The sequence below is a fragment of the Micromonospora jinlongensis genome (genome assembly GCF_013410645.1).
GTDB classification, from domain to species: Bacteria; Actinomycetota; Actinomycetes; order Mycobacteriales; family Micromonosporaceae; genus Micromonospora; species Micromonospora zamorensis.
Map to the genome: position 1 here is coordinate 3,927,084 of NZ_JACCHK010000001.1, position 13,591 is coordinate 3,940,674.

At 72.0% G+C, this 13,591-nt stretch carries 12 protein-coding genes; 7 read left to right on the top strand and 5 right to left on the bottom strand.

The window, feature by feature from the left end; translation table 11 throughout:
- Positions 1 to 21: 21 nt before the first annotated feature.
- The 4 genes from HNR22_RS17385 to HNR22_RS17400 all read right to left on the bottom strand — a co-directional run bounded on the left by HNR22_RS17385 (position 22) and on the right by HNR22_RS17400 (position 7,071).
- Positions 22 to 3,000, bottom strand: a complete 2,979-nt coding sequence (locus HNR22_RS17385; RefSeq protein WP_179783593.1) for an AfsR/SARP family transcriptional regulator — start codon at positions 2,998 to 3,000, stop codon at positions 22 to 24.
- Between the two features lie 257 nt (positions 3,001 to 3,257).
- Positions 3,258 to 4,925: a fumarate hydratase gene (locus HNR22_RS17390; RefSeq protein ID WP_179781246.1), complete on the bottom strand. Its 1,668-nt coding sequence runs from the start codon at positions 4,923 to 4,925 to the stop codon at positions 3,258 to 3,260.
- 126 nt (positions 4,926 to 5,051) lie between these two features.
- Positions 5,052 to 6,497 carry an outer membrane protein assembly factor BamB family protein gene (locus HNR22_RS17395; RefSeq protein ID WP_425488106.1) on the bottom strand — a complete coding sequence of 482 codons (1,446 nt, stop codon included), beginning with the start codon at positions 6,495 to 6,497 and terminating at the stop codon, positions 5,052 to 5,054.
- 70 nt (positions 6,498 to 6,567) lie between these two features.
- Positions 6,568 to 7,071 carry an Lrp/AsnC family transcriptional regulator gene (locus HNR22_RS17400; RefSeq protein ID WP_179781247.1) on the bottom strand — a complete coding sequence of 168 codons (504 nt, stop codon included), beginning with the start codon at positions 7,069 to 7,071 and terminating at the stop codon, positions 6,568 to 6,570.
- 139 nt (positions 7,072 to 7,210) lie between these two features.
- Between HNR22_RS17400 and hppD the strand changes: the two genes are divergently transcribed.
- From hppD to HNR22_RS17435, 7 genes are all read left to right on the top strand, one after another.
- On the top strand, positions 7,211 to 8,416 hold the full coding sequence (gene hppD / locus HNR22_RS17405; RefSeq protein ID WP_179781248.1) for a 4-hydroxyphenylpyruvate dioxygenase: 1,206 nt from the start codon (positions 7,211 to 7,213) through the stop codon (positions 8,414 to 8,416).
- A gap of 11 nt (positions 8,417 to 8,427) precedes the next feature.
- Positions 8,428 to 9,135: an RDD family protein gene (locus HNR22_RS17410; RefSeq protein WP_179781249.1), complete on the top strand. Its 708-nt coding sequence runs from the start codon at positions 8,428 to 8,430 to the stop codon at positions 9,133 to 9,135.
- Between the two features lie 76 nt (positions 9,136 to 9,211).
- Positions 9,212 to 10,255 (top strand): RDD family protein, encoded by a 1,044-nt coding sequence (locus tag HNR22_RS17415; protein ID WP_179781250.1) that lies wholly within the window; start codon positions 9,212 to 9,214, stop codon positions 10,253 to 10,255.
- Complete coding sequence (hisC, locus tag HNR22_RS17420; protein WP_179781251.1) at positions 10,252 to 11,355, top strand: histidinol-phosphate transaminase; 1,104 nt, start codon at positions 10,252 to 10,254, stop codon at positions 11,353 to 11,355. The genes HNR22_RS17415 and hisC overlap by 4 nt, the downstream gene beginning before the upstream one ends.
- 141 nt (positions 11,356 to 11,496) lie before the next feature.
- The gene (locus tag HNR22_RS17425) at positions 11,497 to 12,051 is read left to right on the top strand and encodes a hypothetical protein (protein ID WP_343059855.1); all 555 of its coding nucleotides are present in this window, start codon (positions 11,497 to 11,499) and stop codon (positions 12,049 to 12,051) included.
- A gap of 130 nt (positions 12,052 to 12,181) precedes the next feature.
- Positions 12,182 to 12,865, top strand: a complete 684-nt coding sequence (locus HNR22_RS17430) for a hypothetical protein (protein ID WP_179781252.1) — start codon at positions 12,182 to 12,184, stop codon at positions 12,863 to 12,865.
- Positions 12,862 to 13,101 carry a hypothetical protein gene (locus tag HNR22_RS17435; protein WP_179781253.1) on the top strand — a complete coding sequence of 80 codons (240 nt, stop codon included), beginning with the start codon at positions 12,862 to 12,864 and terminating at the stop codon, positions 13,099 to 13,101. Before HNR22_RS17430 ends, HNR22_RS17435 begins: the two co-directional genes overlap by 4 nt.
- Positions 13,102 to 13,195: 94 nt before the next feature.
- Here the strand turns inward: HNR22_RS17435 and HNR22_RS17440 are convergent, their stop codons facing one another.
- On the bottom strand, positions 13,196 to 13,573 hold the full coding sequence (locus tag HNR22_RS17440) for an LPXTG cell wall anchor domain-containing protein (protein WP_179781254.1): 378 nt from the start codon (positions 13,571 to 13,573) through the stop codon (positions 13,196 to 13,198).
- Positions 13,574 to 13,591: the final 18 nt, after the last annotated feature.

Sequence of the window (13,591 nt, forward strand, 5' to 3'; positions counted from 1 at the left end):
GGCCGACTCGCAGATGATCCGTCAGCCCAACTCGGCCAGCAGCCGTTCCACCTCGTGCTGCTCCGGCGACTCGATCTGGCGGAACAGGGACAGCGCCCGGGTCAGGTGCGCGCGGGCCGCCGCCGGGTCGGTCGGCAGCAGGCAGCGGGCGATGCCCTCCAGCGCCCGGCCCTGCTCGTGCCGGGCGCCGAGTCCGGTGGCGTCGACAAGCACTCGCCGATGCAGGTCGAGGGCACTGGTCACGTCCCCCTGATCCAGGATGGCCCGGGCCAACAGGTTGCGCGAGCCGCACTGGCCGATGCGGTCCCCGACCTCGGTCATCGCGACAAGTGCCGCACGGTGCAGGTCGGCGGCCTGTTCCGGACGGCCGGCCTCCCGTTCCATCATCCCGATTTCGTTGAGCACCTCACCCTCACCGAACCGGGCGCCCCTCTGGCGCTTGAAGCGAAGCGCCACCCGCAACAACCGTGCGGCCGGCGCCACGTCGCCCATTCGATGTCGGACCATCCCGAGGTGCCCGAGGGCGTTGCCGATCCGCCGCGTGTCGCCGACCTCGCGGGCGATCCCCAGGTGCCGCCGAGCGGTGCGCAGCGCCTCGTCGTACCGTCCCCAGAGCAGCAGAGTCATCGTCAGATTGTTGAGTTCGTTCGCCAGCGCCGTCGTGTCGCGCATCCGCGTCGCCAGCGCCCGAGCGGCGTCGTAGGACTCGCGAGCCCGGCGGAACTGGAAGTTGGCGGCGTACGCGGTGCCCAGGTTGCCCAGGGTGTTGCGGTATTCGTACTGCAGACCCAGGTGGCGGAAGATGTCGAGTGACCTCTCCATCACCCGGATCGAGGTGGGGAAATCACCCAGCCGGTAGTGGGCCGAGGCGAGATAGTTGAGCATCATCCCCACCGCCCTGTCGTCACCCAGCTCCTCGGCGGCGCGCAGGCCGACGGTGTGTGTCTCGATCAGTTCATCCAGGCGACCGCCCTCGAACTGCGCGTACCAGCAGGCTCTCGCCAACTGCCAGCAGTAGCGGAGAAACCCTTCGGTCTCCGCCAACCGGACCAGGGCTGTCCACGCAGCCAGGTTCTCGTCGAGCCACGCTCGACCCTGCTCTGCGACGAGCATGGCCAGGTCAGGGCGGAGCGGCTCCCCCACCACGATCAGCGAGCGGAGCGCGGAGAGTTCCCTCTCGCGGGCGATCGCCGTGGCGACGTGCAGGTGGTGATCGAGCAGACGCTCGATGCCGCCCCGCCGCTCGACCGCCCGCCCCGGCTCTGCCACCAGCGTCCGCGCGTACTCCCGGACCAGGTCGTGCAACCGGTACCGGCCCGGCTCCGCCTCCTCCACCAGGTGCGCGTCGATCAGCTCGTCCAGGAGGTCCTGCGTATCGGGTAGGGGAAGTTCGGCGAGGACGGCGGCGACCGAGTTGTCGAACCGTGCTCCCGGGTGCAGGCCCAGCAGCCGGAACGCGCGTTGCGCCACCGGCGACACCTGGGCGTACGACAGGGCGAAGGCGCGACCGACGGACCGTTCGCCGGCTTCGAACTCGGCCAACGGATCCGGCCGGGTGCTCAGCCGCTCGGCCAGATCGGCGATGCGCCAACGGGGTCGGTGCGCCAGTCGGGCACCGGCCAGCCGGATGGCGAGAGGCAGGTGGCCGCAGCGTCGGACCACCTCGGCGGCGGCCTCCGGCTCCGCCGCCACCCGCTCCGCGCCGACGACCCGTCCCAGCAGCTCGACCCCCTCGTCGGTGTCGAGGACGGGAAGCGATGACGGCCGTCCCTCGTCCACCCCGACCAGTCGGCGACGGCTGGTGATCAGGACCAGACAGTGCGAGCCGTTGGGCAGAAGCGGCGTCACCTGGTCAGCGCTGGCTGCGTTGTCCAGCACCAGCAGCGCCCGCCGGCCGGCCAGCTCGCTGCGCCAGAACGCCAACCGGTCGTCCTGGTTGGCCGGCACCCGCTCGTCGGGCACACCGAGCTGCCGCAGCAGAGTGGCCACCGCTGCGGTCGGCGTCAACGGGGTGCGCTCACTGTGCCCGTGCAGGTCGATGTAGAGCTGGGCGTCCGGGTAGTCGTCCGCGAGAACGGTGGCGACGTGCACCGCGACGGTGGTCTTGCCGCTGCCGGCCATGCCGTCGATGAGCTGGATCCGCGCGCCGGCCTCCACCTCTTTGACCAGGCGGGCCAGTGTCTGCTGCCGGCCGGTGAAGTCGCCGATCGCCCGGGGCAGCGAGCGGACCGGGGCGATCGGTCGGGCATCCCGACCGGCCAGGGCCAGGTCACCGGCGAGCACTCGCTGGTGCAGTTCCTGCAACTCGGCGCCCGGCTCGATGCCCAGCTCGTCGGCGTAGAACCGCCGACCCTCCCGGTAGACGGAGAGCGCGTCGGCCTGACGGCCGACCGAGGACAGGGCCAGCATCAGTTGGCCCCGCAGTCGCTCCCGCAACGGGTGCTGGTCGACGCTCTCGGCGAGTTCGTCGATCAGCTCGGCGGCCCGCCCGAGGCGCAGCTCGACGTCGACGCACTCCTCCAGCGCGGTGAGGCGCTGCTCGTCGAGAGTCTGTGCGCGGCGGCGGACACTGCGGCTGGGGATGCCGCTGAGCGCCGCCCCTCGCCAGAGCGCCAGGGCAGCGCGGAAACCGGTACGTGCCTCGACCAGGCGACCGACCGCCACGGCGGCGCGGGCGGCCTCCACACCCCGGGCGAAGACCTCGGCGTCCAGGTCGGTGGAAGCGGTGCGGACGCCGTACCCCGCTGGGTCGGTGACGATGATTTCCGGTGCCAGCCCCAGCTCGGCGAACCGGCGGCGCAATCGCGACACGCAGGTCTGCAACTGGGCGCGAGCCGTGGCCGGCGGGTGGTCCTCCCACACCGCGTCGACCAGCTCGTCGACCGGCACGAGCCGGCCGGAGCGCAGCAGCAGCATGGCGAGCACGATCCGGTCCCGGCCGGCGGTGACGGTGGACTCGCCACCGCCGACACGCAGAGGCCCCAGGATCCCGAACCGCATCTGCTCCCCCGCTGTGATCTGCAACTTGCGGCAGCGTAACCCGCCGGTCACACATTGACGCAGTCCGGTGATAGTGATGTGAGAGCGGATCGACAGGGGTGCACCTCAGACTCGCACCGGGTTGTCGGTGACGGCATCCGACGGGGGCGGTGCGCCCGCCCCACCCCATCGGGGCGGGCGCACCGATGTCGGCAGAGCACGGACGACAGAGGGGGTGCCGGGCGAGTTCGCCCGGCACCCCCTCGCATACGTGTCGGTCAGCGGCGGCCGACGGTGAGCACCGGTTTGGTGACCTCGGCGAAGAAGTCGTTGCCCTTGTCGTCGACCACGATGAAGGCCGGGAAGTCCTCCACCTCGATCTTCCAGACCGCCTCCATGCCCAGCTCGGCGTATTCGAGGACCTCGACGTGCCTGATGCAGTCCTGGGCGAGGCGGGCCGCGGGGCCACCGATCGAGCCGAGGTAGAAGCCGCCGTGCTGCTGGCAGGAGCGGGTCACCTGACCCGACCTGTTGCCCTTGGCCAGCATCACCTGCGAGCCGCCCGCGGCCTGGAACTTCTCCACGTACGCGTCCATCCGGCCTGCGGTGGTCGGGCCGAAGGAACCGGAGGCGTAGCCCTCGGGGGTCTTCGCGGGGCCGGCGTAGTAGACCGCATGGTCGCGCAGGTACTGCGGCATCGGTTCGCCGGCGTCCAACCGCTCAGCGATCTTGGCGTGCGCGATGTCCCGGGCCACCACGAGCGGGCCGGACAGCGACAGCCGGGTCTTCACCGGGTACTTGGACAGCTCGGCGCGGATCTCGTCCATCGGCCGGTTCAGGTCGACCCGCACCACCAGCTCGGCGTCGAGCGAGTCGTCGGTGACGTCGGGCAGGAACCGGGCGGGGTCGGTCTCCAGCCGCTCCAGCCACACACCCGACGGGGTGATCTTGGCGACCGCCTGCCGGTCCGCTGAACACGAGACGGCGATCGCCACCGGGCAGGACGCACCGTGCCGGGGCAACCGGACCACCCGCACGTCGTGGCAGAAGTACCGGCCGCCGAACTGGGCGCCGATGCCGAAGTTGCGGGTCAGCTCCAGCACCTCCGCCTCCAGCTCCAGGTCACGGAAGCCGTGCGCGCTCATCGAACCCGAGGTGGGCAGCGCGTCGAGATACTTGGCGCTGGCGTACTTCGCGGTCTTCAGGGCGTACTCGGCGGAGGTGCCGCCGATGACGATGGCCAGGTGGTACGGCGGGCAGGCGGCGGTGCCGATCAGCCGCAGCTTCTCCTCCAGGAACTGCATCATCCGCGTCGGGTTGAGCAGCGCCTTGGTCTCCTGGTAGAGGTACGACTTGTTGGCCGAGCCGCCACCCTTGGCCATGAACAGGAACTTGTACGCGTCGGGGTGCCCGTCCGGGTCCTCGGCGTACAGCTCCACCTGGGCCGGCAGGTTGCTGCCGGTGTTCCGCTCGTCCCACATGGTCAGCGGGGCGAGCTGGGAGTAGCGCAGGTTGAGCTTGGTGTAGGCCTGGTAGACGCCCCGGGAGATGGCCTCGGCGTCGGCACCGTCGGTCAGCACGTGCCGGCCGCGCTTGCCCATGACGATCGCGGTGCCGGTGTCCTGGCACATCGGCAACACCCCGCCGGCGGCGATGTTGGCGTTGCGCAGCAGGTCCAGTGCGACGAACCGGTCGTTCGGCGAGGCGGCCGGGTCGTCGATGATCGCCCGGAGCTGGGCCAGGTGCGCGGGGCGCAGGAAGTGCGCGATGTCGTGCATCGCCTCGGCGGTCAGCGCGGTGAGCGCGGCCGGCTCCACAGTGAGGAACCGGCGGCCTCCCGGGCCGTGTACGACGTCCACGCCCTCGTCGGTGACCAGGCGATAGTCCGTCTGGTCGGGGCCGGTCGGCAGCAGAGGGGCGTACGAGAATGCGGCGGCACTGCTCATGAGCGGCAAGCCTAGGGCAGACCGGTCGATCACTCCCACCCGCCGGGCGGGTCCTGGGACGCCGCTCTCATCGCCTCGGCCCCGCCGCGCCTCCCCGCCGTCCAGATCAGCTGGTGACTCGCCCGCTCAGCCGTCCTTGCCGCCGTCCGGCTCGGGGCAGAGTTCCCCCTTCGGCCCGCAGTCACCGTTGTTCGACCCGCCCGGCCCGGTGCCACCCGGCGCGGGATTTCCGCCGTCGCCGGGCGGTCGGGCGGGCGAGCCCCCGGCCGCACCGAAGCGGACGTACCCGATCTCCCGCCCCTCGCCGACGATCATGCCCTGCGACCCGACCGCGAGGGCGTTCGCCGAGGTGCGCAGGACGGCCAGTTCCCGGCCGGTGCGTGGGTCCAGCGCGGCCAACCGGGACGGCTTCTCGTCGGCGACCACAGCCGCGTACGGGGTGAGCGCGGCACCGGCCTTGCCGCTGGCGGGTCGGGTCCACAGCACCTTCTCGGTGCCCAGCTCGTGGGCGGCCACCGACCGCTTGTCGGCCGCCCGGAACACCGCCAGGCGGTCGTCGACCGCGATCAGCTTGGTGCCCGAGCCGCCGACCCAGAGCAGTCGCCCGTCGTACCCGTCGATGACCGCCTCGCGGCCGTCCGGGCCGACGCCGATCAGCACGTTCCGCGCGCCCTGCGGGTCTTCGCGCTGCACGCAGCCTGCGGAGTCGGCGGTGCGCAGGTTGACCCCGGCCCGCTGCCAGGCCTCCTGCCCGGTCGCCGGGTCCCGGGCGGAGATGGCGAAGTAGCAGGTGCCGTCCTGGGATCGGGCGGCGATCCGCAGCATCCGGCCGCCCACCACGGACAGCCGCTCGTCCCGGCCGGGTTCGACGTTCTGCAACACGCGACCGGTGGCGGTGTCGACCACGTGCACCCGGCCGTCCACCGGGAACCCGAGCAGCGGTGGCGCGGGTTCCGCCCCGGCCACCCCGTCGTCGATCCGGGTGGTGGTGAGCCGACGGGTGCCGCGCAGGCCCGGGTTGTCGGCGAGCAGGCCGCTGTGCACACCGGGCAGGAACGCCGTCCAGAGTGGCGTGGTGCCGCGCGGGTCCCAGGCGCTCAGGGTGCAGTCGGTGGCGTCCGTGCAGCGGGCGTCGAGGAGCAGGTTGCGGTACGTCCACACGGCCACCGCGTCGTCGTCGCGTCGCCGGGTCACCCCGGTGGCCGGGTCGAGCAGCTCGTACCCCTTGACCAGGAGCTTGCCCACGGCGACGACCGGGTCACGGTCGCCGCCCGCGACCGCCGACCAGTCCGCCTTGCGCTCCCACAGCTGGGCGCCGGTGGCCAGGCTGCGGGCCTCCACCCGGGTGCGCTGCTCGACCACGACGGAGTCGCCGGCGATGGTCACGCTGCGCGGAGTGCCGCCGACCCGTTGCTGCCAGACCACGTCGGGCTCGGAGATGGGTTCGCTGCGGTCCACCCAGTCCCACAGGCCGGGGAAGGGGTTCCACACGCCGGTCGCGGCGAGGGCGACGACCACGGCAAGGCCGAGCAGCAGCCCACCGCGCACGCTCCCCTTCGCCACACCGCACACCGTAGCCACGATCACGGATCTTCCGTACGCCCGCGCCGCCGTGTCGCCACGCTTTCTGGGCTCGGAGGTGTTAGAGCGCCCTTCCCTCGGCGCGAACGGCGCTCCGCACCAACGGAAGCGTGCGGTAGGGGATCTGCTCGGCCAGCGCGATGATCGTCGACGCCCGGGTGATGCCGGCGGACGAGACGATCTGGTCGATGACCCGTTGCAGGTCGGTGTTGGAGCGGGCCACGATCCGGCAGAGCAGGTCGCTGGAGCCGGTGATGGTGTGCGCCTCCAGCACCTCGGGGATGGCGGCGAGGTGGGCGGTGACCGGGTCGTGGCCGTGCCGCTGGCTGATCTCCAGGGTGACGAAGCTGGTCACTCCGAACCCGATCGCGGCCGGTGAGATCTCCGGGCCGAAGCCCACGATGACCCGCCGCTCGACCAGCTTGTCCAGCCGGGCCTGCACGGTGCCCCGGGCCACCCCGAGCCGGCGGGAGCACTCCAGCACCCCGATCCGCGGTTCCTCGGCGAGCAGTTCGATCAAGCGCACATCGAGCCCGTCGGGCTGTACATTCTGCTCACCATTCATGGGTGTCAACCATACCGAATGCGCAACCTGACCAGCGTTTCCGCCAACAGTTGCCCACCCGGTGCCGGGCCAGCGATCCTCGCCACAAGAACCGACCACGGCGGCCCACAAGGCCGGCCGGTACGCGAGGGAGCCCACCATGACCCAGGCGATCGACCGACCCCAGTCGACCGAGGACGTCGACGTCGACCGGCTCGTCGGCGCAGTCGACCACGACATCAGCCACGACCCGTTCCCGGTCCGGGGCCTCGACCACGTGCACTTCCTGGTCGGCAACGCCAAGCAGGCCGCCCACTACTACTCCACCGCGTTCGGCATGACCTGCGTGGCGTACCGGGGCCCCGAGCAGGGCTACCGGGACCACGCCCAGTACGTGCTGACCAGCGGCTCGGCCCGTTTCGTGCTGACCGGCATGGTGCGCCCGGACGCCGACGGCGCCGACCACGTGGCCCGGCACAGCGACGGGATCAGCGACATCGCGCTGGAGGTCCCGGACGTGGACGCCGCGTACGCTCACGCCGTCGCGCAGGGCGCCGCCAGCGTCGTCGAGCCGCACGAGGTGACCGACGAGCACGGCACGGTCCGGATGGCCGCCATCGCCGCGTACGGCGACACCCGGCACACCCTGGTCGACCGGTCCCGCTACACCGGCCCGTTCCTGCCCGGCTTCGTGGCCCGTGGCCCGATCGTGAACCGTCAGCCGATGATCGACGCGGGCATCCAGCCGAAGCGCTTCTTCCAGGCCGTCGACCACGTGGTCGGCAACGTGGAGCTGGGCCGGATGGACGAGTGGGTCGAGTTCTACAAGCGGGTTATGGGCTTCTCCAACATGGCGGAGTTCATCGGCGACGACATCGCCACCGACTACTCGGCACTGATGAGCAAGGTCGTGGCGAACGGCACCCGCAAGGTCAAGTTCCCGCTCAACGAGCCGGCGATCGCCCGCAAGAAGTCCCAGATCGACGAGTACCTGGAGTTCTACCAGGGCCCCGGCGCCCAGCACATCGCCGTCGCCACCAACGACATCCTGGCCAGCGTCGACGCGATGCGCGCCGCCGGCGTCGAGTTCCTGGACACCCCGGACTCGTACTACGAGGACCCGGAGCTGCGCGCCCGCATCGGCAACGTGCGGGTGCCGATCGAGGAGCTGAAGGCCCGCAAGATCCTGGTCGACCGGGACGAGGACGGCTACCTGCTCCAGATCTTCACCAAGCCGGTGCAGGACCGCCCGACGGTCTTCTTCGAGCTGATCGAGCGGCACGGCTCGCTGGGCTTCGGCAAGGGCAACTTCAAGGCGCTCTTCCAGGCGATCGAGCGGGAGCAGGAAGCCCGCGGCAACCTGTAACACTTGCGAGCGTGACGCAGCCTCCGTCGTACCCGACGCCGCCGGTCGGTGGGCCTCAGCCCGCCGTCGGCGCCGTCGCGCCGCCGCCCGGACCACACCCGCAGGGGTACGCCGCGCCGCCGCAGTACGCCCCACCCGGGTACGCCCCGCCGCAGTGGCACGCCGGACGACCCGGCCCGCTGCCCCCGCCGCTGAGCCCGGGTGGTCAGCCGCTGGCCAGCTTCGCCGACCGGCTGCTGGCCTGGCTGGTCGACACGGCGCTGGCGACCGCCGTGTCGCTGGCGTTGTTCAGCCCGTTCTTCATCATCCTGTGGTTGCGGATGTTCAACGAGATGACCCGGACCAACCCGGACGGGACCTTCGTGGAACCCGACCCGGGCATCTTCCTCGTGGACTTCTTCCTGCCGATGGTGTTGCTCCAGTTCGGGATCCTCGTGGTGATGCTCGGGCTCTACTGGCTCTACCACGTGGAATACCTCAAGCGCGGCGGTCAGACGCTCGGCAAGAAGGTCATGAAGCTGCGGGTCGTGCCGCTCGATCCGACCCGCACGCTCAACCGGGGGATGGCCGGCCGACGGTGGGTGGTGCAGCATCTGGCGGGCTCGCTGGTCCCCGGGAGCAGCTACCTCGATGGGCTCTGGCAGCTCTGGGACAAGCCGTGGCAGCAGTGCCTCCACGACAAGTTCGCCGAAACGGTCGTCGTTAAGGTGTCCTCGTGAGCGAGCGGAGCGAGCGAACCAGCAGGCTCAGTAGCGTGGCGCCTCGCGCCGTCGCGCGGCGAAGCGGAGCGACGGCGTGAGTGTGCAACCCGGCTGGTACGTCGACCCCGCCGACACCGAGACCCGGCGTTACTGGGACGGCGAGGGTTGGCTCGGCGCGCCCATTCCCGTCGACGCCACCCCGCCGGACGGCCCACCGCCGCCCGAGCCGGTCACGCCGCCCGAGCCGCCCACGCCCCCAACCTCCGGCCCGACCTCCCCGGGGCCCGTCGCACCCGGCTGGCCGCCACACCAGGGCCCACAACCGGGGTACGGCCCGCCGCCGGGTCACGGCCCGGGCTGGGGACCGCAAGCCGGCCCGCCCGGGTGGGGACCGCAAGCCGGCCCGCCCGGGTGGGGACCGCAGGGTGGCCCTCCCGGCTGGGCCCCTCCGGGTGACCAGTCCGCCGGGACGCCTCCGGCCGGTCAACCCGGCTGGACGCCTCCGGCTGGTCACCCCGGCTGGGTGATACGACCGCCCGAGCCTCGGCCGCACGGCCTCAGGCTGGCCGGTTACGGCCGCCGGCTCACCGCGCGGCTGATCGACCTCGCGCTCCTCCTCGCACTGAACGTGGTGGTCAACGGCTGGTTCGTCTGGCGCTGGGCACAGGAGTGGGCGCCGTACTGGCAGGAGTTGTTCCGGCGCGCCGCGCGGGGCGACACCTCCGCCGAGGGCCTGCCCCTTCCTGGCGAGCAGGCAGGGTCGCTCCTCGTGGTGATCCTGCTGATCGCCACCGCGCTGTGGCTGGCGTTCGAGGTGCCCGCCATGGCCGCCGGTGGGCAGACCGTCGGCAAGCGGGTGATGCGGATCCGGGCGGTGCCGATGGCCGCTGACCAGCCGTTGGGCTTCGGCCGGGCGTTGAGCCGGTGGAGCACGCTGGGCCTGCCGACGCTGCTCTGGTACTGCGCCGGGATCGGCCTGGTGCTGCAATTCGTCGATGCCCTGTCCCCCCTCTGGGACCACCCCCTGCGCCAGGCGCTGCACGACAAGCGCGCGCAGACGGTGGTCGTCGAGGTCCCCTACCGCCCCGCTTCCGCCCCCTCGAACGACCGCGACCAGCCCCCGGGAGACACCCCATGACCGACTCCGGACGTCACCAGCCGGCGCTGCGGCTGACCCGCGCCGACCTGGACGCGCTGCCCAACTACGTGCCGGGGCGCAGCCCTGCCGACCTGGCTCGGGAGTTGGGGCTGCCGGAGGCCATCAAGCTGGCCAGCAACGAGGTTCCCTACGGACCGCTGCCCGGCGTGGTGGAGGCGGTCACCGAGGCGATCACCACCTCGCACCGCTACCCGGACATGGGCGTGGTCGCGCTGCGTGACGCGCTGGCCCAGCGGTACGGCGTGGACGCCGACCGGATCGCCACCGGCTGCGGTTCGGTGGCGCTGGCCGAGCACCTGGTGCGGGCCACCTGCCTGCCCGGCGACGAGGTGCTCTACTCGTGGCGGTCGTTCGAGGCGTACCCGATCATCGTGGCGACCAGCGGCGCGACCAGCGTGCGGGTGCCCAACGACGCCGGGCACGGGCACGACCTGGCGGCGATGGCCGCGGCGGTGACCGACCGGACCCGGGTGATTTTCGTCTGCAACCCGAACAACCCAACGGGTACGGCGTTGCGCCGGGCCGAGCTGGACCGGTTCCTCGACGCGGTGCCGGACGACGTGCTGGTGGTGATCGACGAGGCGTACCGGGAGTTCGTCACCGACCCGGAGGTGCCGGACGGGCTCGACTACCTGGACCGGCCCAACGTGGCGGTGCTGCGCACGCTGTCGAAGGCATGGGGGCTCGCCGGGCTGCGAATGGGCTGGTTGGTCGCCCAGCCGGTGGTGGCCGCCGCCATCCGCAAGGTGGCGACGCCGTTCTCCAGCAGCACGGCGGCCCAGGCCGGTGCACTTGCCGCGCTGGCCCAGGCCGCCGAGATGGAGCGCCGCTGCGCCCTGGTCGTCGCCGAGCGGGACCGGGTCACCGAGGCCATGCGCAAGTTCGTGCCGGACGTGCCGACGAGTCAGGCCAACTTCGTGTGGCTCCCGCTGGCCGACCGCGCGGTGGCGTTCGGCAAGGCGTGCGAGGCGCGTGGCGTGATCGTCCGGCCGTTCGCCGGGGACGGCGTCCGGGTCACCATCGGCACCCCGGCCGAGAACGACGCGTTCCTGGCCGCCGCCGAGGCGGCGCTGACCTGAGTGTCGGCCTGGCATCTGTGACGAATACGTGACATAAGCGGCGTTTGTCCCGTTTCGCGCACTTTCGGCCCTATCTTCCGAAGTAGCCGGTTGTATCGAAGACCCACGCCGGCTCACTTCGAGAAAACGGGGTAACGAACAGTGCGTACTGCCAAGATCTGTCTCGCCGGGGCGGCCGCCGCCGCGATGGTGGGATTCCTCGCCGCACCGGCCGCTGCCGCGCCGACCGACACCACGACCACCACCTTCGAGGTGCTCGCCGGCACCCTCGACATCGACGCGCCGGCCGCCGCCGACCTCGGTGATGGCGCCCCCGGCGGCACCATCACCGGCCAGCTCGGCACGGTGACCGTCACCGACTCCCGGGGCGCCACCGACGCGTCCTGGGTGGCCTCGGTGACGGCGACGGTCTTCCAGACCGGCGGTGGCTCACCGCCCGAAACGGTCCTTCCGGAGGAGATCAACTACTGGTCCGGCCCGCTGACGGCGTCCACCGGCGACGGCAGCTTCACTCCGGGACAGGCCACCGCCGGCGACGCCGATCCGCTGTCCAGCGTCACCCCGCTCACCGCGTTCACCCACGCCGGCGGCACCGGCGGCAACACCGCCAGCTGGAACCCCACCCTGGTGGTCAACGTCCCGCTGGACAGCATCGCGGGCGTCTACACCGGCACGGTGACGCATTCGGTGGCGTAGCCCCCGGGGGCGGTCGACCATCGCGGTCGCGCTCGCTCTTTTCTGCCTCGCCGGTCCGGGTCTGTCGACCCGGGCCGGCGCGGTCGAACCGGACGCGGGGTCGGACGACGGGGCCATCGGGATCCGACTGTTGGAAGCCCCGGCCGACCGCCGCACCGATCCTCGGGCGCTGCGCTACATCGTCGACCACCTACCGCCGGGCACCACCATCAATCGGCAACTGCTGATCGTCAACCGCACCGACGAGACCCGTCGCGTCGACGTGTATCCGGCAGCCGCGACCCTGGAAGCCTCGGCGTTCCGCTTCGGCGAGGGTCGCGCCGAGAACGAGCTGACCTCCTGGGTCACCCTGGACCAGCGCGCGGTCGAACTAAAGCCGTGGGGCGAGGCCCGGGTCCGGGCGACCGTCACGGTGCCGCCGGCCGCCTCGAAGGGCGAGAGGTACGGGGTGCTCTGGGCGTCCACCGCTTCGGCACCCCGGGCCAGCGGTGAGGTGACACAGGTCCACCGGGTCGGCGTCCGGATGTACCTCGACATCGGGCTCGGCGGCGAACCGACCTCCGACGTCTCGATCGGTGAGGTACGTCCCGCCCGTGGCCCGGAGGGTGACCCGTCGGTGACCGTCCAGGTCCGCAACACCGGCGGCCGCGCCCTCGATCTGACCGGCACGGTCTCCCTGACCGACGGTCCAGCCGGCAGCCGGCCGGCCCCTTCCCGATCGGCCAGGGCGTCACGCTGGCACCGGGTGACGCCGGGCAGGTCATCGCCCGATTCCCGGTCGAGTTGCCGAACGGCCCCTGGAAAGCGGAGGTGAACCTGGAGAGCGGGCTGGTGAAGCGGAGCGTCACCGCGCAGATCCAGTTCCCCGCTGCGGGTCAGGTCGGAGAACGGGGCAGCGTCGCCAGCCGGATCGTGTCCGGCTGGGCCGTGGGAGCGGCCGTCGCGGGCCTGCTGTTGGTCATCGGTCTCGCGGTGCTGGCCCGCCGATCCCGTCAGCCCCCTCGGCCCCCCACCGGCAGGCCACGGGAGCGGATCCCGGCCGGACGGTGACACCACGCCGTCGGCCGCGCATCGGATCGGCCGCCAGCAGGCTCCCACCGGCCGCCGGCGGCGTTACGTCAGACCCGCCGCCGGCGGCGTTACGTCAGACCGTCCGGCGGCGGCGGGCGGCGAGCCCGCCGACGATCAGCAGGGTCACCCCCAGCCCGGTGGGCAGCAACGTCGACCCGCCCGAACCGGTGACCGGCAGCTGGCCACCGTGGCTGGGCGTGGGCTGAGGTGGTGCCGGCGTGGGTTGCGTCGGCGTGGGCGTGGGTGGCCCGGGTTGCGTCGGCGTGGGTGTCGGCGATGCCGGCAGGATCTCGAAGGTGACGCCGGTGTCCGCCGACGGCTCGGCCCGGGCGGCGCTGATCCCGCGGGCCGATGCGGGGTCGGCGCTCAGCACCGGCGGGACCGCCAGCACGAGGCTCGCGGTCGCGGCGAGCGCGCCGCCCACGAGGTAGCTGGCTGCTGTCCGACCCATGCGCCGACCCCTTTCCCG

What these genes read in the sequence shown, in the direction of transcription:
- HNR22_RS17385 (WP_179783593.1), bottom strand. Translation starts at nt 3,000, where the DNA reads ATGCGGTTCGGGATCCTGGGGCCTCTGCGTGTCGGCGGTGGCGAGTCC.
- HNR22_RS17440 (WP_179781254.1), bottom strand. Translation starts at nt 13,573, where the DNA reads ATGGGTCGGACAGCAGCCAGCTACCTCGTGGGCGGCGCGCTCGCCGCG.
- HNR22_RS17390 (WP_179781246.1), bottom strand. Translation starts at nt 4,925, where the DNA reads ATGAGCAGTGCCGCCGCATTCTCGTACGCCCCTCTGCTGCCGACCGGC.
- HNR22_RS17400 (WP_179781247.1), bottom strand. Translation starts at nt 7,071, where the DNA reads ATGAATGGTGAGCAGAATGTACAGCCCGACGGGCTCGATGTGCGCTTG.
- hisC (WP_179781251.1), top strand. Translation starts at nt 10,252, where the DNA reads ATGACCGACTCCGGACGTCACCAGCCGGCGCTGCGGCTGACCCGCGCC.
- hppD (WP_179781248.1), top strand. Translation starts at nt 7,211, where the DNA reads ATGACCCAGGCGATCGACCGACCCCAGTCGACCGAGGACGTCGACGTC.